At 64.1% G+C, this 26252-nt stretch carries 21 protein-coding genes; 6 read left to right on the top strand and 15 right to left on the bottom strand.

Annotated elements, in window-relative coordinates:
• Positions 1–2 precede the first annotated feature (2 nt).
• Positions 3–470 carry an NUDIX hydrolase gene (locus PLANPX_RS16190; RefSeq protein ID WP_152099734.1) on the top strand — a complete coding sequence of 156 codons (468 nt, stop codon included), beginning with the start codon at positions 3–5 and terminating at the stop codon, positions 468–470.
• On the opposite strand, the gene tatC is transcribed toward PLANPX_RS16190, so the two are convergent.
• Positions 467–1585: a twin-arginine translocase subunit TatC gene (gene tatC / locus PLANPX_RS16185; RefSeq protein ID WP_152099733.1), complete on the bottom strand. Its 1119-nt coding sequence runs from the start codon at positions 1583–1585 to the stop codon at positions 467–469. The two genes, PLANPX_RS16190 and tatC, sit on opposite strands and share 4 nt — an antisense overlap.
• A 188-nt stretch (positions 1586–1773) precedes the next feature.
• Between tatC and PLANPX_RS16180 the strand changes: the two genes are divergently transcribed.
• The 4 genes from PLANPX_RS16180 (at position 1774) to PLANPX_RS16165 (ending at position 5855) form a co-directional block, all read left to right on the top strand.
• The gene (locus PLANPX_RS16180) at positions 1774–2757 is read left to right on the top strand and encodes a type I phosphomannose isomerase catalytic subunit (protein WP_152099732.1); all 984 of its coding nucleotides are present in this window, start codon (positions 1774–1776) and stop codon (positions 2755–2757) included.
• Between the two features lie 112 nt (positions 2758–2869).
• Positions 2870–3367 carry a hypothetical protein gene (locus PLANPX_RS16175; protein ID WP_152099731.1) on the top strand — a complete coding sequence of 166 codons (498 nt, stop codon included), beginning with the start codon at positions 2870–2872 and terminating at the stop codon, positions 3365–3367.
• A 230-nt stretch (positions 3368–3597) separates the two neighbouring features.
• Positions 3598–4950, top strand: a complete 1353-nt coding sequence (locus tag PLANPX_RS16170; RefSeq protein ID WP_152099730.1) for a pseudouridine synthase — start codon at positions 3598–3600, stop codon at positions 4948–4950.
• Entirely contained in the window at positions 4947–5855 is a 909-nt protein-coding gene (locus PLANPX_RS16165) for a dihydroorotate dehydrogenase electron transfer subunit (protein WP_152099729.1), read from the top strand. Before PLANPX_RS16170 ends, PLANPX_RS16165 begins: the two co-directional genes overlap by 4 nt.
• 205 nt (positions 5856–6060) lie before the next feature.
• On the opposite strand, the gene rpsT is transcribed toward PLANPX_RS16165, so the two are convergent.
• On the bottom strand, positions 6061–6339 hold the full coding sequence (gene rpsT, locus PLANPX_RS16160; RefSeq protein ID WP_152099728.1) for a 30S ribosomal protein S20: 279 nt from the start codon (positions 6337–6339) through the stop codon (positions 6061–6063).
• A 95-nt stretch (positions 6340–6434) separates the two neighbouring features.
• Positions 6435–7907 carry a tetratricopeptide repeat protein gene (locus tag PLANPX_RS16155; protein WP_152099727.1) on the bottom strand — a complete coding sequence of 491 codons (1473 nt, stop codon included), beginning with the start codon at positions 7905–7907 and terminating at the stop codon, positions 6435–6437.
• A gap of 159 nt (positions 7908–8066) precedes the next feature.
• On the opposite strand from PLANPX_RS16155, the gene cobA reads away from it, so the two are divergent.
• Positions 8067–9569, top strand: coding sequence for a uroporphyrinogen-III C-methyltransferase (gene cobA / locus PLANPX_RS16150; RefSeq protein WP_152099726.1), 1503 nt, complete (start codon positions 8067–8069; stop codon positions 9567–9569).
• Positions 9570–9702: 133 nt separating this feature from the next.
• Here cobA and PLANPX_RS16145 read toward each other — a convergent pair whose 3' ends face one another.
• The 12 genes from PLANPX_RS16145 to PLANPX_RS16090 all read right to left on the bottom strand — a co-directional run bounded on the left by PLANPX_RS16145 (position 9703) and on the right by PLANPX_RS16090 (position 26199).
• Entirely contained in the window at positions 9703–10524 is an 822-nt protein-coding gene (locus PLANPX_RS16145; protein ID WP_172992106.1) for an OmpA/MotB family protein, read from the bottom strand.
• Positions 10525–10726: 202 nt separating this feature from the next.
• A complete protein-coding gene (locus PLANPX_RS16140; protein WP_152099724.1) occupies positions 10727–11215 on the bottom strand; it encodes a hypothetical protein in 489 nt (162 codons plus the stop codon).
• Positions 11216–11225: 10 nt separating this feature from the next.
• Positions 11226–12596, bottom strand: coding sequence for a prepilin peptidase (locus PLANPX_RS16135; protein ID WP_152099723.1), 1371 nt, complete (start codon positions 12594–12596; stop codon positions 11226–11228).
• Between the two features lie 165 nt (positions 12597–12761).
• Positions 12762–13289, bottom strand: a complete 528-nt coding sequence (locus PLANPX_RS16130) for a shikimate kinase (RefSeq protein WP_152099722.1) — start codon at positions 13287–13289, stop codon at positions 12762–12764.
• A 173-nt stretch (positions 13290–13462) separates the two neighbouring features.
• The gene (gene aroE / locus PLANPX_RS16125; protein ID WP_152099721.1) at positions 13463–15028 is read right to left on the bottom strand and encodes a shikimate dehydrogenase; all 1566 of its coding nucleotides are present in this window, start codon (positions 15026–15028) and stop codon (positions 13463–13465) included.
• A gap of 84 nt (positions 15029–15112) precedes the next feature.
• The gene (mutL, locus tag PLANPX_RS16120) at positions 15113–17056 is read right to left on the bottom strand and encodes a DNA mismatch repair endonuclease MutL (RefSeq protein ID WP_152099720.1); all 1944 of its coding nucleotides are present in this window, start codon (positions 17054–17056) and stop codon (positions 15113–15115) included.
• Between the two features lie 99 nt (positions 17057–17155).
• Positions 17156–18553, bottom strand: a complete 1398-nt coding sequence (locus PLANPX_RS16115; protein ID WP_152099719.1) for a sigma-54-dependent transcriptional regulator — start codon at positions 18551–18553, stop codon at positions 17156–17158.
• A gap of 49 nt (positions 18554–18602) precedes the next feature.
• Positions 18603–19334 carry a two-component system sensor histidine kinase NtrB gene (locus PLANPX_RS16110; protein ID WP_152099718.1) on the bottom strand — a complete coding sequence of 244 codons (732 nt, stop codon included), beginning with the start codon at positions 19332–19334 and terminating at the stop codon, positions 18603–18605.
• Positions 19335–19415: 81 nt separating this feature from the next.
• Positions 19416–21533: a polyribonucleotide nucleotidyltransferase gene (pnp, locus tag PLANPX_RS16105; RefSeq protein ID WP_152099717.1), complete on the bottom strand. Its 2118-nt coding sequence runs from the start codon at positions 21531–21533 to the stop codon at positions 19416–19418.
• 292 nt (positions 21534–21825) lie between these two features.
• Positions 21826–22095: a 30S ribosomal protein S15 gene (gene rpsO, locus PLANPX_RS16100; protein ID WP_152099716.1), complete on the bottom strand. Its 270-nt coding sequence runs from the start codon at positions 22093–22095 to the stop codon at positions 21826–21828.
• 713 nt (positions 22096–22808) lie between these two features.
• Positions 22809–23609 carry a hypothetical protein gene (locus PLANPX_RS16095; protein WP_152099715.1) on the bottom strand — a complete coding sequence of 267 codons (801 nt, stop codon included), beginning with the start codon at positions 23607–23609 and terminating at the stop codon, positions 22809–22811.
• Between the two features lie 346 nt (positions 23610–23955).
• Positions 23956–26199, bottom strand: coding sequence for a S9 family peptidase (locus PLANPX_RS16090; RefSeq protein WP_152099714.1), 2244 nt, complete (start codon positions 26197–26199; stop codon positions 23956–23958).
• Positions 26200–26252 lie beyond the last annotated feature (53 nt).

The raw sequence follows: 26252 nt of genomic DNA, 5'->3' as shown, positions 1-26252 counted from the left end.
CGATGCCGGAGAAGCGAGAAATAAGTCGCGACGCGGCGCGGATCGTGCTGATCTCCACGTCCGATCGAATTTTGCTCTTCGAAGCAAAGGGCCATCGCGGCGAGCACTTTTGGCTAACGCCCGGGGGCGGACTGGAGCCTGGAGAGACGTTCGAGGACGCCGCTCGCCGCGAGCTGTGGGAAGAGACGGGGCAGCTCCTTGAGATTGGGCCGCAGATTTGGACCCGGCGTCACGTCTATCTGTGGGGTGACGCTGAGTGCCGGCAAAGCGAACATTTTTTTGTGGCCCGCACCGCGCAGGAAGCGGTCAACGGGGCCAATGCCGACTCGTACATCCTTAGCCACCGCTGGTGGAGCCTGGAGGAACTCGCGGAGTCGGACGCCTTGTTCGCGCCACGCCGTCTGCCGGCGCTCTTGCCGCCGATTCTGGCGGGAGACTATCCCGCGACGGCAATCGACGTCGGCGTTTAAACTCCGCGCGCCAGCAAATCGCCCGGCGAATCAAGCCGTTTGCCTGGCGCCACCTTGCAGAGCCAGATCCCGCCGAAGTATAGGCCAACCAGCGGCACGCCCATCAGCAGCATGCTGTAGGGATCGGTCGACGGCGTGAGGACCATCGCCAAGACCATGATCACGATGATCGCGAACTTCCACTTCGACCAATAACTCTCTACGGTGAAGATGCCGATCCGTTCGAGCAGCAGCATCACCAGCGGCAGTTGGAAGCTAAAGCCGAAGCCGAGCGGCATCATCAACACAAAGCTCACCCAATCGCTCAACTGCAAATCAGGCTGCGTCTCGGTCTTCTCGAAGTACCACAGCATGAAGTCGAGCATTGGTTGGAAGGCGAAAAAGAACGCCAAGAGCGCCCCGCCGATGAACAGGCCCAAGCTAATGGGCAGGTACGTATAGACGTAGCTCTGTTCGTGGCGATACAGCCCCGCCGCAATAAACTCCCAGATGAAATAGAAGATGAACGGGCTGGCAAACACGATCCCCGCGATGAACGCCGCTTTGATGTAGATCGAGAACGGTTCCATCGTGCTGTGCCCGACCACCCGCAACCGCTGGTCTTGATCGGCCGGTTGGAATAGGCGGAGCTGAATTAGCTCATCGCGATTTAGCGTTTGGGCAGGAGCAGCCGCGGCGTCGGCTCCCCTCTCTTCACCTGCGGCGGCCGCGGCCACGGGCGGCGTGGCTTGTTTCAGCTGCGGATACTGCTCTTCGATCAGCCGCCGCAAGTCGTCGGGGGCGATCAGGTACTGCGAGACGATCAGCCCCGACTTTTGCATTTCCTCAGCCGTGACGACGGCGCCGCCATGATCGGCGTGACCACTCGCCGCTAGTTCCGCCGCTAACTCTTGCTGTTGCCGTTCGGCCTGCCGTTCGTAAAAACGCTGCAGCGAATCGCGTACGGGCGTCTGGACATAGGCAACGATGTCGTTGGCGAACAGCAGGCCAAACAAGAAGCCGATGAACAGCGCGGCGATCGACTTGAACAGCGCCCGCCGCAGTTCTTCGAGGTGAGCGCCGAACGACATCTTCGACTCTTCGAGCCGGGCTTCATCTTCAGGTCGCATCGGCATGGCAGGCGGAGAGTCGAGACGGTTGAACTGAGGGGGACTAGCGAAGGCGACTCGGATAGAAAACTGCCAACTCGGCGCTCGCAACTCGCAGCTTCCATGTTACAAACGACCTGCTGCGGCGACAACGCACGCCGCCGGCCGTTGCCGCGTCCTAACTCGCACCCAAGCCTAGGTTTCCGACCGACGCCATGACTCCCCGCTGCGACTATTTGCTCCGGTTCGAGCCCCTTTTCCGCCGTTACTTGTGGGGAGGACGCCGACTCGGAACGATGCTCGGCAAGGTGATTGGCGCTGGGGACGACTATGCCGAAAGTTGGGAAATTGTCGATCACGGCGCCGACCAGAGCGTGATCCTCAACGGCCCGCTGGCGGGGTGGACATTGGGCGAGTTGGTGCGCGAGCAGCCCACAGCCCTTCTTGGGGGCGGCGTCTCGACGGAGAGCTTTCCGCTGCTGTTTAAGTTTCTCGACTGCAACCGCACGCTGTCGGTGCAGGTCCATCCAAACGACGAGCAAGGCGCCCAGCTCGAACCTCCTGACCTTGGCAAGACCGAAGCGTGGGTCGTCATCGCCGCCGATCCCGGCAGCAAGATTTACGCAGGACTGAAGCCGGGCGTCACGGCGGAACAACTAGCGGCTGCGATCGCCGCCGGCCACTGCGAAACCTGCCTTCACGAGTTCGAGGCCCGCGTCGGCGACTGCGTCTTCATTCCGGCGGGAACGGTCCACGCGCTCGGCGCGGGGCTGGTGATCGCAGAGATCCAGCAGGCGAGCGACACGACGTTCCGCCTCCACGATTGGAACCGCGTCGACGCCGCCGGCAACCCACGGCAACTGCACGTCCACGAATCGCTCGCGACGATCGACTACACGCGCGGGGCCGTGGCGCCGCAGCACCCTGCGGCTCAGGAAGCGGGACGGGAGCGGCTCGTTGAGTGCGACAAGTTTCTGCTCGACCGAGTGTCGATTGCCGCCGGATCGGACGCGGCGCTAGGCGGCGGCGATTCGTTTCACTTGCTGGCAGTTCTCGCGGGAGCAGTCGAAGTCAGCGCTGGCGGTCACAAGGAAGTTCTGAAAGCAGGCGAAACGGCGCTCCTGCCCGCAGCGGTGGAAACTGCCACGGTGTTCGCCCGAGAAGATGCGTTGCTGCTTGATATCTCGCTCCCCGGTTAGCATGCGCCAACGCTAGCAACCGGGCGCCAGCTCCTCTTTGCCGAAATCGCCGAGCTTCTTACAATCCCCGCGCGTCGCTCCCCGCACTGCGCACCCGCTCCCGGATTGTTCGATGGCCCGCCAACTCCATGGCAGAACCTTGCTGATCCTCGCCGCCGCGTCGGCGCTTGGGTGTTCGTCGACGATCCATCGTCCGCAATTGCGCAGTCCTGGCCCGGCCAAATACCAACGCGCCAATGCCGAGGCGTTCGACCCTTACCCGCTTCCCGACTTGGGGCCGGAGATCGACGGCGGCCGGCCTCGCGAGTTCGGTATCCCGCGGAACGAAGTCGAGCGGGCCCAGGACTACTCGATCGTTCAAGCGGCGCGCCGCAACTCGCTGACGACGCAGGCGCCGGCCGTGCCGTTCGTGGGCGGTTCGTCGGTCCCCATGACGATTCCCAGCACGACCGCCCCGGCGTTCACGCCAACGACTCCCAGCGTGCCGTCATACACTCCCTCGGCCCCGGTCTACTCGCCGCCTGCCGCGACCAGCGTGCCGAGCTATCCGACGATTCCGACCACGCCCAGCTACAGTGCGCCCGTCGGCCAGCCCGGCATTCGCTACTGATCCGCTCTCGTCGGTTTGCCACTAGCCCCGGGCTCCGCCCGGGGGTCGCGCACCACGCCGTGGAACGTTGCCCCTATTTCACGCCGACCCCCGGGCGGAGCCCGGGGCTAGGAATGCGAAGGGCTCCTCCACCCGGAACGAGCGGCGCCACTGGGGTCGGCGGACGCTGCAAGCTATCATGCAGGATGTTGTTTCATTCGTATCCAGGCAGTTAGCAGAAGCAGTCACCCATGGCGTCCCCTCCCGGAAAGCGCGGCCCCGGTAAGCCCCGCGCTGGCAAATCAAATAGTGGGAGTGGTCGCCCCGGTAAACCAGCCGGACGGAAGCCGATCGGCGCCAAATCGGCGGGTGGCAAACCTGTGGCCGGCGGCAAGCCAGCGGGCGAACGCCGCCCTGTGGGTAAGAAGCCGCTCGCGGGCGGACCGCCGAAGCGTCGGCCCAGTTTGGCCGGCCCGCGCTCATCCAGCGAACCGCGCGAAGGCGAACGGCTGCAGAAGGTGCTCGCCGCTGCGGGCCTCGCGAGCCGTCGCGATTGCGAAGAATACATCTCGGCCGGTCGTGTGCAGATTGATGGCGAGATCGTGACCGAGCTCGGCGTTCGCGTCGATCGCGCTCGCCAGGAAATCAAGGTCGACGGCGAGCCGCTGCCGCGCATTCGCTTGCAGTACTTTGCGGTCCACAAGCCGCCGGGCGTTGTCTCGACGAGTCGCGACCCCAGCGGTCGGCCGCGTGTGATCGACCTGCTTCCCCCTGGGGTCGGCCGCATGTTCGCCGTGGGCCGCCTCGACATGGCGAGCGAGGGGCTGATCCTCGTGACCAACGACGGGCCGCTGGCCGATCAACTCACCCACCCGCGGCATGGCGTCGAGAAGATCTACGACGTGCTCGTCGCTGGCCAGCCGGCTCAGGACGTGCTCGACCAAGTGAAGCGCGGCGTCCACCTGTCGGATGGGTTCGTCCACGCCGTCGACGTTCGCGTGAAGTCCTCCAAGAAGGGGGCGACGCAGCTTGAGATGACGCTCGACGAAGGCCGCAACCGCGAAGTGCGGCGGCTGCTGGCCCGGCTGGGCCACAAGGTGCAGCGGCTGATTCGCGTCGCCGTCGGCCCGATTCGCTTAGGCGAAATGCCGCGCGGCGCCGTGCGGATGCTGACTCCTGATGAAGTCAAGAAGCTGCGCGAAGCGGCCGCAGCCGGCCCGAAGGAAGAAGCCGAGCAAGCAGCCGCTGGGCGTCCGCCGCGACGCGGAGCGGGCGGCCCCAAGCGAGCGACGACGCGGACCCAACGCCCTGGCGGCGGCGGTCCGGCAGGCGATCGCAAACCGGGCGGTCGCAAGCCGGTAGGCAACAAGCCTGCTGGTGGCCGCAAGGCCCCAGCGAAGCCCCCCCGCGTGATCGGCGGGATGGAACCAACTCGCAGCCTCATCGGCGACGACGGCTCGTCGGCGGTCGCTCCTCGCAAGCCTGCCGGGAAGCCGCCGCAAAAGGCAGCTGGCGGCAAGAAGCCGGGGCGTCCCGGTGCGTTCCAGCGTAAGAGCGGCCCGCAAAAGGGCCATCGGAAGCCTAAGCCGGGAGGCAATCGGTGAGCGGAGGAACTTGTAGCAAGGAAGCCAACCCGCTCGGAGCGGCCCACTACGCCGACCAGGCGGTCCAGACGACGGCCCGCGTCGTCGAGAACGTGCTACTGGCGAGCGGCACCTACCGCATCCGCCTGGAAGCCCCGGAGATCGCTGCTCGGGTGACGCCGGGGCAGTTTCTCATGTTGCGGCTGGCCGGCGGCAGCGACCCTCTGCTGGGGCGGCCGCTGGCCCTCTACGACACTTGGCTCGGCCCCGACGGCACGCCGCAGGGGGTAGATGTCGTTTACCTCGTGGTCGGCCGGATGACGGGCCGGCTCGCCCAGGTGAAGGCGGGCGACGCGATCGAAACCTGGGGCCCGCTCGGCAACGGCTTTTCAAATGAGCCGGTCGATCATCTGATCATGGTGGCCGGCGGCATTGGCCAGACGCCCTTCCTCGCCCTGGGGCGTGAAGCCCTCGGCGGCCGCCATTACGGCGATCCGTCGCGGCAACCGCTCCGTGCGGGCCGCGCGACGCTCTGTTACGGCGTGCGGACAGCGGACTTGCTGGCGGGAGTCAACGATTTCCGCGGCGCCGGGATCGACGTCCGCGTCAGCAGCGACGACGGCAGCGTCGGCCGTCAGGGGCTCGTCACGGCGACGCTGGGCGAGCTACTCGACGAAGCTGCCGCCAATGGCGAAACCTCGATTCGCATCGCCTGCTGCGGGCCGGAGCGGATGATGGAAGCGGTTGCCCATCTGGCGATCGAGCGTGGCGTCGCGTGCGAGCTTTCACTCGAGACCCCGATGGCCTGCGGCATCGGCATCTGCTTTAGCTGCGTCGTGAAAGTCCGCCAGCCCGACGGCGAGTGGGACTACAAACGGACCTGCGTCGAAGGCCCTATCTTCGCGGCGGAGAAGATCGAGTGGTGAGAGTGGGGCCGCCACGCCACGGGCATTAACCTGAGGCAAGCTTGCCTCAGGCTAGCAGCGGCGAGTGCGTCACCACTCGCGCATCGCCATCCCGCTTGCAACGCACTCACCCAAACACCTACTCACCCGCGCCGCAGGCGCGCAGAAAGACCCCGGCCGATCCCGACCAGGGTCTTTCCTGTGATCCGATTCTGCAGCGACCAGACTAGGCGGTGGCCTTCGTCTTCAGTCCCTTCACCGCCTTCGACAACCGCGACTTCAGACGAGCGGCGGCGTTGGCGTGCAGGATGTTCTTCGCAGCGGCCTTGTCGAGCTTCACGACGGCGTTGCGGAATTCGGTTTCGGCGGCAGCGACGTCGCCGGCGGCGATGGCGGTGCGAACCTTCTTGATTTGGGTCCGGAGGGTCGAGCGCACCACGCGGTTGCGGGCACGGCGGTCGATACTCTGACGGAGACGCTTCTTGGCACTCGGTGAACTGGGCATCGTGTTTTTGCGATGTGGGGTCTGAGAATTCGGATCGGCTGGCGGCGCCTCGTACGCCGCACACACCCATGATCGGCCTACGGCCGTCTGGCGAATCAACCACTATCGCGTAACGAGGCGATCTTGTCTAGCCGGTCTGACACATCCCGGTAGCCATAATCCATACCGGCCAAATCGGCCAAATGCCGCTCCGCCCGGTCGAGCTCCCGGAGGCCCGTGGCGAGCACGCCGGCCCGGTAAAGGGCCAGTTTCCGCACTTCCTGGTCGCCCGGCTCGACAGCCTCGAGGGCCTGTTCGTAGTGGGACAGGGCGAGCTTGTACTGCTCGATTTTTTGGAAACATTCGCCCAATTCGAGCAGGACGAGGGCCTTCCGCTTCGGTTCGCTGCGGGCGGCCTGGAGGGCGGTGATCGCCTGCTTCGTCTTGCCGGCTCGTTTCAGCCGCTGGCCCAGCTCGAACTGCAGCCGCGGATTGTGCGGATCGCGGTCGACCCGGGCGGCGAAGACCTCCAGTTCGACCTGGTTCGCCTGGGCGCGGGCCCGGTCAAAGAGCTGCTTCGCTTCCGGGGTGTTTTGCGATTCGAAGAACTTCTGAGCCGACGCGAGTTGGCTGGCAGCGCGGCGGACTTGCAGGTCTTCCAGCCGCTCGCGGACCGACAGCTGGCCGCCGCCGCTCGCTTGATTGGCGAGGTCGAGCGCCTGCTGGGCGTCGTCGAGTCGGCCGTCGTGCAGGTATAGGTCTGCCAACCGAAAGTAAGCTTCGATCGACGAGGGATCTTTGGCGATTTGAGCCTTGTAGCGTTCCTCCGGAGCGAGGGCTCGCTCGGCCGCCTCTTCCTCGGTCTCCTCGCCCGACTTCGACAGTCGCGCGACAGTCATCGATCCCGTTGAAACAGAGCCGTCGCTCGCCTGCTTCCCGCCGAGTAGCGCCGGATCGTATCCGCCCCGATGGATGGTTCTCTCAACAGATAGATTGCGAATCGCCTGCTGCGCTTCCTCGTCGTGCGGCTTGGCCTGTTCGACGCGATGCCAACAGGCGATCGATTGGTCGAACTGCCCCATCCGCTGCAGCGCGAGCGCGGCTTGCCGGTTCACCACCGGGTCTTTGCCGTCGACGTCGAGCGCCCGGCGGAGGTAGCTGAGCTGCGCTTCGTCGACATGCAGTTCGTTGCAGGCTGAAGCCATCGCCAGCAGCGATTGGATGTCCCACGGGTTGAGGGCGAGCGCCCCGCAGCCGGCGGTGAACGCTTGCAGCCACAGTCCTTGCTGAGCCGCCTTCGCCATCGCCGAGCGGTAGGACTTCACCTTCAGGGCGGCGAGCTTGGCGCCCTTTTTATTGTTGTTGTATTTCTTGTGGAGGTTCGTCAGAAACGCCTGCAAGTAGACGACGTTCGCCGGATCCTCTGATACGCACTGCGTGTAGAGCTCGTTGGCGTACTCGTGGTCCCCCTTCTCGACGCAGCGCTGGGCGTGCTCGTACGTCTTGGTGAGGCGATGACGTACGCTCGGCGCGAGGGGAGCAGGTCCGCGCGGGGCGGAGAGCGGAGCAGTTTGCGAATCCGTCGCCATGTAAGCCGTGCCGGTTCCGGGCGTGCACTGAAAAGCGAAACGAATCTTCGGCTCGCGCTGATGCGCAAGCCGGGCCTCTGGTTGCTATTCTAACAGCAGCCCAGGCCCCAGCAATGTTGTGGCCGCTTTACCCGCCGCAACGCCGTACCAACCTCATAAATGGCAAAATCCACCGGTAAAGCATACCTCATCGGAGCCGGTCCTGGGGATCCAGGGCTGCTCACCTTGCGCGGCCGCCAGCGGCTCGGCGAGGCCGAGGTGGTGCTCTACGACTACCTGGTGAACCCCAGGATCCTCCAATACGCTCGCCCCGACGCCGAACTTTGTTGCCTCGGCCGCCATGGCCACGGGCGGCTGGTGACGCAGGACGAGATTCACGAGCAAATGATCGCCGCCGCGCGGGCTGGCAAGATTGTCGCTCGGCTCAAGGGTGGCGATCCCGCGATCTTCGGCCGCACCGCGGAAGAACTGGCGGCGCTCGACGCGGCGGGCGTGCCGTACGAAGTCATCCCTGGCATCTCCTCCGCCCAAGCGGCCAGCAGCTATACCGGCATCCCACTCACGCATCGCGACTCGGCGTCATGCGTCGCGCTGGTGACTGGCCAGCAGTCGCGCGACCGTGAAGACTCGTTCGACATGGCGGGGCTCGCCCGCTTTCCCGGTACGCTCGTCTTCTACATGGGAGTGACTTCGGCGCCGCAGTGGTCGGCCGAGCTGATCGCCCATGGCAAGCCCCGCGATACGCCGGTGGCGATCGTCCGCCGCGCGAGTTGGCCGCAGCAGCAGGCGCTGACGACGACGCTTGGCGAACTCGCGACGGTGCTCGCGCCAGGCAAGGTGCGGCCGCCGGCGATCGTGATCGTGGGCGAAGCGGTCGCGGCGCGGTCGGCTTCCGACTGGTTCGCCGCGCGGCCGCTCGTGGGGCGGTCGATCTTAGTAACGCGGCCCGCTGGGCAATCCGAGGGGTTGGTCGAAGCGCTCACCGAACTCGGCGCCGCTGTCTACTACCAGCCGGCAATCGAGATCGGCCCGCCCGCCGATTGGTTGGCCGCCGACGCCGCGATTCGCGAGTTGGCGTCGTTCGAATGGCTCGTCTTTTCCAGTTCCAACGGCGTCCGTTACTTCCTCGATCGATTGGCGACCCACAAGCTCGACCTGCGGGCGCTTGGCGGCTGCAAGATCGCGGCGATCGGGCCCGGCACGGCCGAGGCGCTGCGTGAGTATCACTTACACGCCGACTTGCTGCCGGAGGAATACCGAGCCGAATCGCTGGCGGAGGCCCTCGCGCCGGCAGCGAAAGGGGCGAACATCTTGTTGCTGCGGGCGAGCCGTGGCCGCGAAGTGTTGGCCGAAACGCTTACAGCGGCCGGAGCGACCGTGCGGCAAGCGGTCGTCTACCAAAGCCGCGACGTCACGACGCCAGATCCCGAGATCGCCGACGCGTTGCGGGAGGGCCGCATCGAGTGGACGACCGTCACGAGCTCGGCGATCGCTCGGTCGCTGATCGCGATGTTCGGCGCTGATCTCAAGCAAACAAAGCTCGTCGCGATCAGCCCGCTGACGGCGGGCGTCCTCACCGACGCCGGTTACGAGGTTTCAGCCATCGCCGATCCCTACACAACGGCCGGCGTCGTCGACGCAATCCTCGCCGCCGAACAGTAGCCGCGAGTCAACGACCCGCCGGAGCGTTGATCGTTGGAGTTAACAGCTAAATCGCTTCAGTTCGCATGTGTCGGAAGCAGCGGTAGGCAACGCATCGACGAGTTCGCTCCGGCGGGTCGTTGACCCGGGGCTGCTAGCGAGAGGCAAGCCGTTCCGGATAGATCACGAACTCGACGCGGCGATTCCGCGCTTTGCCGGCGTCGCTCGAATTCGACACGACCGGGTGATTCCCGCCGTGGCCGATGACGAAGAGCTGGTTCGGCGCCATGACTTGCTTCTGAGCCAGCGAGTTGTAGACGGCCAGCGCCTGGGCGGCCGACAGATGGTGGTTTGTCGGGAATTGCTGCGAGTGGGTCGCGCCGTCGTCGGTGTGACCCTCGATGCCGATCAGGTTATCGGGGAAGTTCTGCCGCAGATCGGCGGCGACGTTGTCAAGCAGTTGCTCGCCGCCGTTCTGAAAGTAATTGCTGCCCGGCATGAAGACGCGATCGGCGGGAATCTCGACCCGCACGACGTCGCCGTCTTGCCGCACTTCGACGCCGGGGATCTGCTTGACGGAAAGATTCTTCAGCAGCGTGTTGTTCGGACGGATCTCGGCGCCGGCCCGTTTGTTCGACGTGGCGACCAACTGCGTGCTCATCTTATTGAGCTCTTCGTTGCTTGTCCGCATCGCGAGCAGTTGATCGGTCGTCGTTTGCAACTGTGTCCGCGTGGCGCCAACTTCATCGGTCAACAACTGCACCTGCTGCCGCGACTGGGCAAGCAGCGACTCAAGCTCTTGATTGTTCTTGTCGAGCGAGGCGGCCCGCGCTTGATACTCGGTGTTCTGCTGAGCCAGGGTCGTGACCTGCTGCTGCATCGCGAGCTGCGCTTGCTGCTGATTGGGCGCAATCGACAGCTTGCCGCAACCGGCAAGGAAGGCGAGCGTCGCGATGGTAAGAACGGTGCGGTGCACGGCGCGAGTGACAGGCGGCGTGATGGGTGGGGTCTCGAAGCGGGCGAACGGTAGCATCGCCGCGAGCATGGAGCAAGGGCGGTTGTAATAGATGCTAGCTGTCCGTTGTCAGTGGTCCGTGGTCAGTTGCGGCTGCTGCCGGGTTCATTTTCCCCGCATTCAGCAACTGACGACTGACCACGGACGACTGACAGCCACCCGCTCAGCCGCCACGTCCTGCCGGATACGCCCCATAAAACCGCTTGATAAAATTGCGATGCCAGCGTGAGGCGGCATGCGGTTCCCAGCCGAAGCGGGCGAACAAGCGATCGCTGAGCCGCACGTTCGCCGCGTCGCACAAGAGGGCGTCGCTCCGCTTCAGCTCGGCAATGCGGTCGAGCTCGTTCACCGCCGCACAAAACGTCGCGTAAGAGGAGCCAGCGGTCGAGACGATGTACTTCAGCGCGAGGTAATTCGAGTGCCCCAGCGGCTGGTTGTAGTAGATCAGGCAGCGATCCCCCTCGCCGCGCGCGTGGTAGCGGCTGCTGGTGGGCCAGAACTCCGACCACGACAGGAGCTTCGGCCAGGGACGTAGGTGGATCGCCGTTACGCGGCCGCCGGTGGCTTCGATGACGCCGTAGCGGTGCCGACGCAGCGCCTCGCGGGCGGCGTCTGTATCGAACTCAGTAATCGTCTCGAACAATCGACGCATGGTTGAAGGGCTACTCGGCCCACTCCTCTTCCACGCCCCAAATCGCTTCCTTGATATTTCGCCAAATGACCAGCATCGCGCCTAGCATGACGACGCCGATCGCCAGTACCGACGGCAGCAGCCAGCCAAGTTCGAAGATCGATTGATAGCTCCCTGGCTCCTGGTTCCAGAACCAGGCCCACCACACCGTCACCACGGCCGTGGCGAGGCACAGGAATGGGCCGTAGGGAATCATGTCGTCGCGGCGGAAGATGAACTTCGTGAAGCCGATGACGAGCCCCGCAAACGGCGCGATGAAGAAAATGAAGATCGTGGGCTGCCAGCCGAGGAAGGCGCCGATCATCATCATGAGCGTGACGTCGCCGAAGCCCATCGCTTCTTTGCGGAGCGCGACGCGGCCGACGATGCGCACGGCCCACACCATGGCGCTGCCGCCGATCATGCCGACGAGCGCCGTAAGCAGCCCCAGCCACCCTGCCCCGCCGCGGTACCAAATGGCCGCGATGCCGGCGAATCCGCAGACGCCGATGAGCGCCGAATCGGGCCGCAGGAGCTCTCGCAGCGAACGGGCCGTGAGCACGCGCAGCCCGAATACCAGCCCGCGGCGCCAGCGCATGATCCGCGGCGTCAGCGCAATCCACCAAATGGCGTAGCAGGCGAGACCGATCCACAGCCCTGTCGTTTGCGGCGCGCCGCCGAGCCAAGTTGGCCAAGGATGCGGCGCGACGAGCGACAGCGGCTCGACGTAGAGCGCGCTGCCCTTCATCGCCTCCGGTGGCAGCGGCACGGCGATCTCGACGCCTGCGACTGGCGTTAAGCTCCGCTCCGCGGCATGCGGCAGCAGCGACATTGGCAGTGCGGCCGCCAGCAGCAGCGCGAGCAACGTGCCGGGCGTCGTCACGCCGTCGGGGATCGTTTTTTCATCGAAGTCGATCAAGCTCGCGGCGAGCATCAGCGTCATCAGCAGCGCATGCGAGACGAACGTCGCCAGCGTGATCGACTCCGGGGCGACGAGCACGCCCGGTTGCAGCGCGCCGCCGACGAGCGCTTCGAATTGGTGGTGCAGTAGCCCCTGCCGTTCGACTTCCCACCAGTAGAGGGCCGCCCACATTCCTGCCGTCGTGATTTCGACGCATAGCGGCCGCAGCCAAAAACCGGCGCCATGCACCTTCGCCTCGCGCCGCAATCCAAACCAGCCCCACACCGGAATGCGATCGCTGAGTCGCCGCGCGGGCGCCCGTTCATGCGGGGGCGACCAGGGCGAGATCAGCCGGCGGTTCCAAGCGAGGGCGTAGGTCGCCCAATTGACGTAGGCGCCGGCGGCCAAGCCGGCGACGGCGGCGATGAGGAGTCCGATCCAAAGCGGCGGGGCGAGCATCATGCAGTCGCTGGAGTGAACGGTGCGAATGAAAGTTCAGAAGAAAGGCTTCAACACAGAGGACACAGAGAGCACAGAGAAACGCAATGCCAAGCAACCGCAATGACTTCTTCTCTGTGTCCTCTGTGCTCTCTGTGTTAAATGTTTTTCTTGAACTCTATCGAGAGGTTATGCCTGACCGAGCGCCGCGACGATTTCGTCGGCAATATCGGCCAGGCTCTTATCTTCGGTATCGACCTCAAGCGTAGCACATGCCCGATAATGGGGCGTCCGCTCGGTCAAAAGGCGAGAAATCTCGGCCCGGCCGCCGCCTGCGGTCAGGTTCGGGCGGCGCGCGGCGGTGGCGGGATCGCCCGTGATGCGGGCTTCCAGCGTCTCGACCGAAGCCTGCAGCCAGACGACGGCGCCGCAACCGCGGATCGCCTTGCGATTCACCTCCCGCAAGATCGCGCCGCCGCCAAGAGCGACGACAGTTTGCTTCCGCAAGCAGAGGAGATCTACGACGATCGCCTCAAGATCGCGGAACGACGTTTCGCCGTCGTCGGCAAAAATCGCGGCGATTGACTTGCCCGCCCGCTCTTCGACCTCGACGTCGGCGTCGACCCATTCCCAACCGAGGCGCGCGGCGAGCGCCTGGGCGACGGCCGTCTTGCCGCTGCCGCGATAGCCGATCAAGGCGATGGATTGAGGGCTCATAAGACGGCGACGCAAAGGGTTCAAACCCCTAAGCAAAGATATTGATGAGGTTTTCAACACAGAGAGCACAGAGGACACAGAGAAGACATAGAGGTGATGCCACGTTTCGCCTTCTTCTCTGTGTTCTCCGTGTCCTCTGTGTTGAATGTATTCTGTTTTTTTGAATTGGCGGACTAACCTTCGTCCGACTCGTCCATCGGCAAATCGATTTCCTCTTCCGGCTCTTGCCGCTCCGCTGCGGGCGGGAAGTACTTCACGGGACCGATCGCCCGCTTGAGGACTTCCCGCATCAACTCGGCGGGGGCTTCCTGCCGCGTGAACAGGAAGAACTGCAGCATCGCCTGTCGCACGAACATCTCGACGCCGGTGACCGTCGCGCAATTGCGCGACCGGGCGTCCTTGATCAGCAGCGTCGACTCGGGATTGTAGACCGTGTCGAACACCAGCATGTTCGGCTTGAGGAAGGTTTTTTGGATCGGCGATTCGTCGACGTTGGGATGCATGCCGATCGGCGTGCAATTGACGATCACGTCGCACGGGCCGCGATGCCGCGCTTCCCAGTCGATCGCCTTCGCCTCGAACGTGTTCGCCAGCCGTTCGGCCCGCGGCATCGTCCGCGAGGCGATGGTGATCGTCGCTCCCCGCTTCCGCAGCCCGAACACGATCGGTCGCGCGACCCCGCCGGCGCCGAGCACCAGCACGCGCTTGCCTTTGAGCGGACTCGGATCGGAGCCGACTTCGCCAAGAGCGTGCTCCAGGCAGTCCATTGCAGCGTTGTAGTCGGTGTTGTAGCCAATGATTTCCTGGCCGTCGAAAATCGCCGTGTTCACCGCGGCAATGCTCTTCACCGCCGGGTCGACCTTGGTGAGGCTGCGGGCGATCTGTTCTTTGTGCGGAATCGTGACGCTGAGTCCTTTGATGCCGAGCCGGGTCGCGTCTTCCATGAACAGCGCGAGCGCATCGGCCGGGACGCGGAACGGCACGTAGACCGCGTCGATCCCCGCTGCCTGGAACGCCGCGTTATGAACGTGCGGGCTTAGGCTATGACCGACCGGGTCGGCGATGACCCCGAAGACGGTGGTGTTGGCGCCGATCCGCTCGTAGTTGTAGATGTCGGTCATCTGCTTGAAGCTGAGCTGACCGGGAGCGAGCGTCCGCTCGTGGTGGAACGTCGCGTAGGTGAACGGAGCGCCAAACTTGCCGGCCAGAATTCGCGACGGCGTACCGATGTCGCCCATGCACATGCCGACGGTCGGAATCTCGCTCTCCTGCATCATCTCGAGCATCCGCAGGTTGTCGTGCGGCGAGTTCGCCATCGTAGCGAGCTTGATGATGTCGGGATTGAGCTGCGTCATCCGCGCGTGGAGGTCGCGGAGGTCGTCAGGCGTCTTACGGAAGTTGTGGTAGCTGACGATCCGCTTCGTCCGGCCGAACCGCGGGATCTGCCCGGCAATGTCTTCTTCGAGGTCAACGTAATCGACCCCCTCGGCGATCGCCTCGCGCAGCAGGAGCAGCCGCGCTTCCTCGGAGCCGGGCCACTTGCCGCCGTCCTCTTTGCGGCGGCAGGTGATGATCACCTGGCACCCCTCGGGGCGGCCTGCCATCAGCCGGCGGATGTTTACTTTGCCGGCGACGTAGTCGAGGCGCAGCTCGACCATCTTGGCGCCTTGCTCAGCCAGATGCTGATGCTCGGCCATGATATGTTTGTGGCGGCTACGACCAATGGCAACGCAGATCATGGGGGCTCTACACTCGCAAGAAGGATGCTTGACCCTCGGGGGCGGGCCATAGCCGGTCCATTGTGAACCAATCGGCCCGATCGATCAAATCCGCTTGAATTGCCGGTCGAGCTGTTCGCGCGTGAAAATTAGGGCGGTGGGCCGGCCGTGCGGGCAATGATGGTGGTCCTGGGCGAGCCCCCGCTGCTCCAGGAGGGCCTCGATTTCCTGCGGGGTGAGGCGATCGCCGTATTTGACGGCCGCCTTGCAGGCGATCATGTGGAGGAGTTCGTCGAGCACGTCGCGGGAATCGGGCGTTTTTCCGCCTGCCAGAATCTGCTCCACCAACGTGCGGAGAACCTCCGCAGGGGCGAGGTTCGCGAGCATCGCCGGATAGGAGGAAACGAGTACCGTCTCGCCGCCAAACCCCTCGACCTCCATGCCGAGCTTGGCCAGTACCTCGCGGTTCTCGACGGCGGCGGCCGCTTCGCTGGCGGCGAGGTCGACCGGTTCGGGGACGAGCAGCCGCTGGCTCTCGACGGCGCCGGCGAGGACCCGCTCGCGGAGGGCTTCGTAGAGGATCCGCTCGTGGAGGGCGTGCTGGTCAATCACCTCGAGCCCTTCTTCAGTCTCGGTGACGAGGTAGCGGTTGTGGATCTGCAGGGCCCGCGGAGCGCGGAGCGACTCGACGCCGGCGTGCGGTTCGTCGAACCGCTCGCCGGTGGAGCGGGCGTACTCGGCGCGGAAGGGGTTTTCGTCGGTTGCTGCTGCGTTGTCTGCGAGGTTGCGGTTGGCTTCGTCTGCCGCCAGCGGCGACGCGGAACCGTGCGGCGCCGGCGAGCGCCCGCCGAACGGCATGGGCGCGACGCGATGGAGTTGCAACGCGTTGCGCTGGTCGCGATCGGCGAAGGGGACGAACTCCGGCACTTGGCCGTCGCCCGTGGCGGGACCGAGTTGCCGTTTCGCCCAATCCCACAGCCCCTGCGACGCCGCGGGTGTGGCGGCCATGATCTCATCGTCGTCGGCGCTACCGCTTGATGGACTCGACGCGCGGGCGATTAAGTCAGTCGACAAGAACTTAGTGCGGAGCGTGCCGAGCAGCTGGCTGTAGACGCGGCCGCCATCCTGGAAGCGAACCTCAAGCTTCGTCGGGTGAACGTTGACGTCGACCGCCGCCGCCGGCATTTGCAGATGGAGAAAGCAGACAGGGAAGCGGCCCGTTAGCAGCAGGCCGCGATACGCCTCGCCGAGGGCGTGCTGCAGCGAGCGGTCGCGAATGAAGCGGCCATTGAGGAAGAGGTACTGCAGGCGATTGTTCGGCCGGCTGTGGGTCGGGTTCGCGACGAAGCCTTGCAGCGAGATGTCGTCTTCGGCGCTCTCGATCGAGATCAAGCTGTCGGCCAGATCTTGCCCCAACAGCGCCGCGATCCGTTGCCTCGCGTCGCCCGGCGGGAGGTCGTGAATGAGCCGGCCGCCATGGTTGAGCGTGAAGTGGACGTGCGGATGAGCGAGTGCGAGCCGCGTGAGCGCCTCGGTGAGATGGCCCATCTCGGTCTGCGTCGTTCGCAAGAACTTCTGCCGCACCGGCGTGTTGAAGAACAGGTTCCGGACCTCTACGGTCGTGCCGCAGGGACCGCCGGTCGGGCGGAGCGGTTCCGCGGCTCCGCCGACGACTTCGAGCTCCGTCGCCAGCGGCGCATCGACGGGGCGGCTGCGAAACGTCAGCCGGCTCACCGCCGCGATCGAGGCGAGTGCTTCGCCGCGGAAGCCTAGCGTGGCGACGCGGAACAGATCGTCGGCGTCGATGATCTTGCTCGTCGCGTGGCTGGCGAGGGCGAGTTCAAGCTGCTCGGGCGCCACGCCGCAGCCGTCGTCGACGACGCGGATCAGCTCGGTTCCCCCCTGCTCTACCGTGACGTCGACCCGCCGCGAGCCGGCGTCGAGCGAGTTCTCGACGAGTTCCTTCACCACGCTCGCCGGCCGTTCGATCACCTCGCCCGCGGCGATCTTGTTGACGACGCTCGGCGGCAGTTGGCGAATGGTTGGCATTGAACTTCGTCCGTGGTCAGTGGTCCGTTGTCAGTTGCTGGGGAATGTCACCAGCCTTTTTGCAACTGACAACGGACCACGGGCAACTGACTGGCTTCCTTAATTCAGTCCGTATTCTTTAATCTTCCGATAGAGCGTCCGCTCGCCAATTCCGAGCATCTCGGCCGCTTCCTCGCGGTTGCCGCCGGTCGACTTGAGCGTCTCGGCGATGAACAGCCCTTCGATCTCGGCCATCGGCCGGCCGACGAGTTCGCCGAGGCCGGCGCTCGCGCCAACCGGTTCGGGTTGTTCGCCCGGCGTGAGTAGTTCCGGCGGTAAGTCGTCCACGTCGAGCACTTCGTCGAAGTCGACCACCACCATGCTCTCGATCGCGTTCTTCAGCTGCCGGACGTTGCCGGGCCAGTTGAACGCCATCAGCCGCCGTCGCGCGGCGGTCGTCATGCTTTTGATCTTCTTGTGATGCCGCGCGCTGTGAAGCTGGATGAAGTGTTCGATCAGCAGCGGAATGTCTTGCGAGCGTTCGCTCAGCCGCGGCAGGCGGACCGTAAGCACCTTCAACCGATGGTAGAGATCTTCGCGGAACGTGCCGCTTTTGATCGCTTCCTCAAGATCGCGATTGGTGGCCGAGAGGATCCGTACATTGACTTTGACCGGTTCGTTCGAGCCGACGCGAGTGATCTCGCCGCTTTCGAGGACCCGCAGCAGTTTGATTTGCGTCGGCAGCGGCATGTCGCCGACCTCGTCGAGGAACAGCGTCCCGCCGCTGGCGTACTCGAACTTGCCGACGCGATCAGCGCTGGCGTCGGTGAACGCCCCGCGGATGTGGCCAAACAGCTCGCTTTCGAGGATGTTCTCGCTGAGCGCGGCGCAGTTGAGCGCGACGAACGGACGGTTCTTCCGCGGGCTGTTCTGGTGGATCGCCTGGGCGACTAGCTCCTTGCCGGTGCCGGTCTCGCCCTGAATGAGGACGGTGGCGTCGGTCGGGGCGATCCGTTGCAGGCGGGTGACGACGTCGTGCATCTGGGGGCTGTTGCCGATGACCCCTTCGAAGCCGAACTTCTCGTCGAGTCGGCGATTGAGCTCGGCGTTTGCTCGCCGCAGATGCTGCGTTCGCGAGGCGCTGTCGACCACCGAACGGAGCTGCTTCAGGTCGAGCGGCTTTAGCAGGTAGTTGAAGGCGCCTTGCTGCATCGCCTCGACGGCCGATTGCACCGAGCCATGGCCGGTGACGAGGATCACCTCGGCGTCGGGGAGGAGCTCCTTCGACTTGGCGAGGAGCTCAAGGCCGGTCGAGTCCTTCATCCGCAGATCGGTCACGACGACCTCAAAGGCGTCGCGGGCGAGCATCGCCATCCCCTCGGCGCCGCTCGTGGCGACGGTGCAGTCGTAGCCGACCCGCGCGAGGCTGTCGGCGACCGCTTCAGCGTGCGCCGCCTCGTCGTCGACGACGAGCACCTTAATCGGCGGACCAGCTTTGGCGGCGGTGGGAGTCGACATAGCTAACGATGATACGGGGGCCGGCGTAGCTGAAAAAGGGGAAGGCAACTTAACCGCTCAATCGCGGCGGCGCCGGCAGTTCGATCGTGAACTGCGTGCCGCGGCCGACTTGGCTTTGGACGTTCACGCGGCCGCCGTGGGCTTCGATGATCTTGAGCGTCGTCGGCAGGCCGAGGCCCGAGCCGCCAGGCTTCGTCGAGTAAAACGCCTCGAACATGTGGGCGGCCGTGTTGTCGTCGATGCCGACGCCGGTGTCGATCAGGTGGAGCGTGACATAGTCCCCGGCCGACGTTGTGCGGACGACGAGCTGCCCCCCTTTCGGCATCGCTTGCTTCGCGTTGAGCAGCAGGTTGATCAGCGCGCTGCGAAACGACTCGGCGTCGAGCATCACCCGCGGCAGATCGGGATCGAGATAGCGAACGATCTCGACGTGGGCCGCCTCGGCCTCGGGAGCGAAGAAGTCGAGCGTCTCGTTGATCTCGGCGTTCAGGTCGGTCGGCTGCCGATGGAGTCGGCGGATCTTCGCGAAGTTCAGGAAGTCGTCGAGCAGATCCTGCAGTCGCTGGCATTCGCGCTGCATCACGTCGATCCGCTTCGCGGCGCGGCGCTGGGCGGGCGTTTGGGCCTCGGCCAGATCCTCGGCGAGCAACTCCATGTTGAGCCGGATGGTCGAGAGGGGGTTCTTGATCTCGTGGGCCAGCGCGCCGGCCAGTTGCGCCATTTCGGCGTACTGGGCGATGAGCCGCTCGTAGGCGTCATCGGTGGAGAGTGGCGTCGTCATGGCGATTGGTCAGCGCAAAGCTGCGGGGTCCCAATGGGACCCCGCAGGTGTTTTTCATCAACTGTAGCGAGTCCGCGAAGCTTAGGCTTCGACGGTCTCGGTTTCCGACTCGGCCAGCTCACGCATGGCGACCTTGCGGCTCAGCTTGACGCGGTCTTGCTCGTCGACCGCGATCACCTTCACCTTCATGTGATCGCCGACCTTGCAAACGTCGCCGACTGACGCGACGTAACCGTCGGCCAGTTCGCTGATGTGGCAGAGGCCGTCGCGGCCCGGCAGGATTTCGACGAAGGCGCCGAAGTCCTTAACGCTGGTGACGACGCCGTCGTAAATGCGGCCGACTTGGACGCTCGCGGTGAGGGCTTCAACGCGGGCGAGACCAGCCTTGGCCGAGGCTTCGTCGCCGCCGGCAATCGTGACGGTGCCGTCTTCTTCGACGTCGATCGTGACGCCCGTGTCTTCCTGAATGCCGCGGATCGTCTTGCCGCCCGGACCGATGAGCAGACCGATCTTGTCGGGGTTGATCTGCGTGCGGAACAGACGCGGGGCCGACTCGGCGACGCCGGCGCGAGGCCGCGGGATCGCTGAAAGCATGCTGCGGAGGATTTCAATCCGAGCCTCGCGCGACTGGGCGAGCGTGGCGCGGATGATTTCTTCGCTGATGCCGTTGATCTTCAGGTCGAGCTGGATGCCCGTAATGCCGTTTTGCGTGCCGGCAATCTTGAAGTCCATATCGCCGTAGTGATCTTCGTCGCCGATGATGTCGGTGAGGAGGACCCACTTGTCTCCGTCCTTCACCAAGCCGACCGAGATGCCGGCGACCGGGTTCGTGATCGGGACGCCCGCAGCCATCAGGCCGAGGGTGGCGCCGCAGACCGAAGCCATCGAGCTCGAGCCGTTCGACTCGAGGATGTCGGAGATCACGCGGATCGTGTAGGGGAACGCGTCGTGGTCGGGGAGAATCGGATTGACGCTCCGCTCGGCGAGGGCGCCGTGGCCGATTTCACGACGACCCGGGCCGCGAATCGGGCGGCATTCGCCGACCGAGAACGACGGGAAGTTGTAGTCGAGCATGAACCGCTTCGAGAACTCGTCGAACAGGCCGTCGACCCGTTGCTCGTCGCGGCCGGTGCCGAGCGTGATCGTGATCAGGGCCTGCGTTTCGCCGCGTTGGAACATGGCCGAACCATGAACGCGGGGGAGCAGATCGACTTCGCACTCGATGGCGCGCAGCGTCTTGTAATCGCGGCCGTCGGCGCGGGTGCCGTCGAGGATCAGATCGCGGACGATCTTCGCTTCGAGGTCGTGCCAAGCCTTCGAGAACGAGGCGTCGCTGTAGGCGCCTTCGGCGGAAGCGTCGGGAATAAGGGCGGCCTTGGCTTGTTCCTTGACGACCTTCATCGCGTCGGCGCGATCATGCTTGCCGGGCGTTTGCTTCGCCTTGCGGGCTTGGTCGTAGAAGGCGTTCTTCAGGGCGTCGTAGCAGCCGTCGTTCGCCGGCAGGCTGAAGGCCTTCTTCGGCTTGCCGATCTTGTCGATCAGCTCTTGCTGCAAGTCGCAGAGTTCTTTGACGTACCCGTGGGCGACGAGGATCGCCTGGGTCATCTCTTCTTCGGGCAATTCACGGCCGAAGCCTTCGATCATCAGCACGGCGTCTTTGGTGCCGGAGATGATCAGGTCGAGCGTGCTCGCCTCAAGTTCATCTTGCGTCGGGAACGGCACGAACTTGCCGTCGATCTGGCCGAGGCGGACCGAGCCGAGCGGGCCTTCGAACGGCAGTTCGGAAATGCCGAGGGCCGCGGCGGCGCCGTTCATCGCGAGAACGTCGCCGTCGGTTTGACGGTCGCTCGACATCACGAAGGCTTGAATCTGAACTTCGTCGTTGAACCCTTCCGGGAACAGCGGACGGATCGGGCGATCCATCAACCGGGCGGTGAGGGTTTCTTTGGTCGTGGGGCGACCTTCACGCTTGATGAACCCGCCCGGGAACTTACCGGCGGCGGCGACGCGCTCGCGGTAGTCGCAGGTCAGCGGGAAGAAGTCGATGCCGGGACGAGGCTTGTCGGTCGCGGCGGCGACGAGGACGACGGTGTCCCCATATTGAACGGTGACGGCGCCGGCGGCTTGCTTGGCGAGGGCGCCCGTTTCGATCGAGAAGGTGTACTGACCGATTTGCTTTTCAACTTTGATACGCTTCAATTTCTTGGTTCCTACTTTTGTCGTTGCGAGTCGTTCGCAGAAGCGCCGTGTCCCGTCGAGGGCCTGAGAATCTCAGGCAGCCGGCGGGCGAGACGCGAACACGCAAGCATACCCGCGCCTTGAGCGCGATGATGAGCGGCGCGGCCGAATGAAGACGGCAGGGGACGCGGCGCCACGCAAAGTTGGCGACGTACCGACTCGGCGCCCCCCGCAGCGGGAGCGTTCGCAGAGAAGTTCGCGAGGCCGACCGGCGAGCTTGCCGGGGGCGATGCTCACTGGTTCGGCGAAGGCGTTACTTGCGGATATCCAGACGCTGCAACAGATCGAGATACTTTTGCGGATTGGTCCGCTTCACGTAATCGAGCAGACGACGACGCCGGCTGACCATGCCGAGCAAGCCGCGACGGCTGGCGAAGTCTTTCTTGTGAAGCTGCAGATGGGTCGTCATTTCCGCAATGCGGGTGGTCAGGATCGAAATCTGGACCTCCGGCGACCCGGTGTCGCTTCCCGTACGGCCAAAATCCTGGATCAACTCGCTCTTGCGTTCTTTCGTGACTGACATCTGTTCTTTCCGCGTGTTCTGTCGCTCTAGCGCTGGCCTGGGCCGAGTTGGTCGCAGCTGCCCCGGTGACGGGAGGCGACCCCTCTCGCGACGCCTCCGGCGACGCGAGCACAAAACTCATGCTGGCGAGACTGCTACAACTCTTCCTACAACAAGACACTGTGATAAAAACTGGTAACGATCCCCACTAATGTACAGATGCTTGCGGGGAACGCAACCGCACCTGTAGCGGGGAGTTGGGACGAATTTTGGTTGGCTGCGGCGGCCTGGCGGCCGAGCTGCTGTCGCTTTGTGTCGCGTTTCGCGTTTTTGGCGACATTAATCGTTAGTTGTTTGTGGGTAACGTTTTAAGTGGTGTCGTGTCGCGTGGTTTGTATGTCTCAGGCGACACGGTCCGTTTCGGTCAACTCATCAGTCGCCCCGCTGGGGCTAGCGATTCTGTTGCGTCGCCTGTTCCCAGCACTGGAAGTGCTGGGCTATTGTCGCGAGGTCCCTTCGGGACCGCCTTGCGGTTGACGCTGAGCCGTTTACCGCTGGGAGCAACGGGCTCTTTCTCTAGCCGGTTCTCTTCATTTTAGCGGCGATTCGCTTGGCTGCCGAACCCCTATTTTCGGCCACTTGGGGTGGCGGCCGCCAACGAAAAACGGCCCTCTCGAAAGGTTCGAGAGGGCCGCGGTGGTGGTGAGATTGACGGGGTTGCGAGCCTTCGGCGATCACCACCGATCCGTGAAGAGATTGGGTTGCTGCGTAATCTTGCGGAAATGCTTATCCACCAGCCGACCGTAGGTCTGTTCGAGCGTAGACCAATGTGCGGAGCGGAGCGGCAAAAATGCCAGCGTGTCGCTGCCTTGCGAGTCGACGCAGACGCGGATCTCGTAGTCGGGAGCAAGGGCTTGATTGAGCGAATAGAGAGTGATGTGGCGATCTTCGTGCCCGACGACAAGCGGTACTTTCGACCGTTTGCCCGAATACTCGATGTAGAGTTCAAATCCGGGATCGGCGTCGACGTCGATAATCGCGGCCGAGAGAGAGCCGGTGCGGAGGATCGATTCGCAGTACTCGATAATGACGTCGTCTTCTTCACGCCAGTCGACGAGGAAGATGGCGTCGTCGTCATCAAGTAACGCCGCAACGTGTGCTTCCGAGGGAGTCTGCAATAAGTCGGTTACGCTCGGGGGAATCGTTGCGGGGCTGCCGGATTGAGTCGTGGGCTGGCGAACGCTGGCGGCAGGCTTCGTAGGAGCGGAGGTCGGCGTTGGCAGGCGACTCGTCTGCCATGCGCGATACTGCTGCTCTGAGCCTTTCCACGTCCAAACGCTAAATAGATAGCCGCCGACTAGAAAGCCAATGAGGTACCAAATCCAATCGGACGGTTGTTGCTGCCAGCCGAGGAAGTCCATGACGGCTACCAAAACCATGGCGACTCCGCAGAACAGCACGCTACGCGAGATGACGTAGCGTTTTTGGCCCTTGGCGCGAGTGGCCGACCACCAGGCTGCTTCATTGTCGTTCATTCGGCGCCTGCGGGATGAATTGGCAGAGTGTTCACGCGTGCTTAAGTCTGTGACGCCTGCGAGGCAAGAGCGACGCTTCGCGTTAAATGCGATCATATTTGCTGTTAACGTCTTTTGAATCGAGAAGTAGGCGCGTTGCGCACGTGTGTCGATTCCAAAGAGCGTTCCGCAATGCGCAGCGCCAAAGACTCACGTGGTAACAAAAAAACGGCCCTCTCGAAAGGTTCGAGAGGGCCGCTGCGGGATGGTGAGATTGACGGGGTCGGGGGCCTTTTGCCACTGGTAGTCGTCAATTCAGAAGCGAGTCGCCAGTGGCCAAAGGCCCCCGACCCCTTCGGACGCGACTCTACTTCTCAGTTTCCTTCGCCTCTGGCTTCGGCGGCATTTGCTTCCGATCGGCCTTTAGCTCCTTATCGAGCCCCGGCACTTGGGCCGCTCCGCTCGGGACGTGGATCGACGCCCCTTCAAAATCTTTGCCAACCGGCTCATACTTGCCGCCGAGGTGTTCCGCGAGGAACGCTTCGGTGACGGCGTTGAACGACTTGCGGTTCGGCTCGCGGGCGAAGCCGTGGCCCTCGTCGGGATAGAGGACGTAGGTGACCGGAATTTTCTTGTCTTCCATCGATTTGACGATTTGATCGGCCTCGAGCTGCGTGACCCGCGGGTCGTTGGCGCCTTGGCCGATGAGGAGCGGCTTCTTGATTTGGTCGACCTTCGTCATCGGCGACCGCTTGAGCAACTCCGCCTTGCCTTCTTCCGTGTCGACGTCGCCGACGCGGATCTTCATGACGGGCATGAACGAGGCCCAGTAGGGCGGCACGTTTTCTAACAGCGTCACGAGGCTCGACGGGCCGACGATGTCGACGCCGGCGGCGAAGACGTCGGGGGTGTACGTCAGACCAACCAGGGTTGCGTAACCACCGTAGCTGCCGCCCATGATGGCGACCTTGTCCTTTTGAGCGATCCCCTTCTTGACGGCCCAGTTGACGGCGTCGATCAGGTCGTCGTGCATCTTGCCGGCCCATTCGCCGTTCGCCGCGTTGACGAATGACTTGCCGAAGCCGGTCGAACCGCGGTAATTCACGGCGAGCACGGCGTAGCCACGATCGGCGAGCCATTGATGCTCGGGATCAAAGCCCCACGCATCGCGGGCCCACGGGCCGCCGTGGACGTTCAGCACCAGCGGCACCGGCGTGTTCGGTACGCCGTCGCCGTCAGGGTCGCTGCCGGCCGGCAGCGTGAGGTACGAAACGAGCTCTTTGCCGTCGCGCGTTGGAATCAGCACCGGGTGCATCTTCACGAGCGGGTAGCCTTCGAGATCGTCGCGGCTGTTGAAGAGGAAGTGGGCCTTCCCCTCGCCGCGATCGTAGCGATAGAACTTCACCGGCCCGTCGTCGAGCATGAACGCGACGGTCCATTGCTTATCGTCGAGCGTGCGGCTGGTGACGATCACTTCGCCGTCTTCGACCGTCTTCAGGTAGTCGAGATCTTTCTTGATCGACTCGTCGAGGATGTCCCACTCGGTCTTCTCGTAGGTGAAGGCGACCGCTTGGATCGTCTTTTCAGTCGGGTGGACCAGCACCTCGCCGATGTCGGCCTTGGGGTTCTCGGCAATCAGCTTCTTCTCGTCGGTCTTGAGATCGATCGAGAAGAGGGCGCTCGTGTTGCGATCGCGGCTATCGAGCAGGTAGAGCACCGTGCCGTCCTTGTTGAAGCCGGCGGGCGAGGTCGACATCGCGTCTTCGGGGCCGACCTTCATGAAGGTGACCCAGTCGGTGATGCCCTTGTCGCCCGGCTTGCCGGCGTCGCCCTCGGCCGGTTCGAGGACTTCGTTGCCGCCGTCGGCCGTGTAGGTAAAGGCGAAGCGAACGTTGTAGTCGTCGTCGGTAATGAACGCGGCGTAGCCAGGGTTTTCTTGGATCAGTTTGCGATCGCCGGTCTTCAGGTTGACGCGGTAGATGTCGTGGAGCTGCGGGTTGCGATCGTTCAGGCCGACGAGGATTTCATCGGGGAACTTCTCGCTCACGCCTTCGATCGTGGCGTGGATGTTGTCGAGCGGCGTGAGGTCGGTCGTTTTGCCGGTGGCAACGTCGGTGGCGTACAGATGCCAATCTTCGTCGCCGCCCTTGTCTTGCGTGTAGAGGATGTGTTCGCCGGTGTAGGCCCAGCTGTAGCCGCGGATGTCGCGGGTCTTGTCGTCGGTCACTTGCTTGGCGGCCGACATATCGTCGATCGGGGCGACGAAGACATTGAGAATGCCGTCGACGGGGGCGAGGTAGCTCATCCACTGGCCGTTCGGGCTAATGCGAGCGGAGGCCTTCTGCGGATTGCCAAACAACACGCTGCGGGGGATCAACTTTTGCTCCTTCGCTGAGGCGCCCTGATCGGCCGGGGCGTCGGTGGTGGTCGCCGCGGGAGTTGCCTCGGCGGCCTTTTCGCCTTCGGCAGGCGTCGCGGCTTCGTCGGCGGCTGCCTTCGATTCCTCGACGCGCGGCGGGGGATTGCAGCCAACGACTGCGGCAAGGGCGACGACCGCCAATAGGCGGCTCGTCAATTTTCCTGAGAACTGGTGCGGGTGAAAAAGACCCATCAAACTCGCGCCTCCGATGCTAAAGCCTTGCTGGATATGGGGATCAGTGCGCC

The sequence above is a fragment of the Lacipirellula parvula genome (assembly GCF_009177095.1).
Classification (GTDB): Bacteria; Planctomycetota; Planctomycetia; order Pirellulales; family Lacipirellulaceae; genus Lacipirellula; species Lacipirellula parvula.
This window is presented reverse-complemented; position numbering and strand designations above follow the sequence as displayed.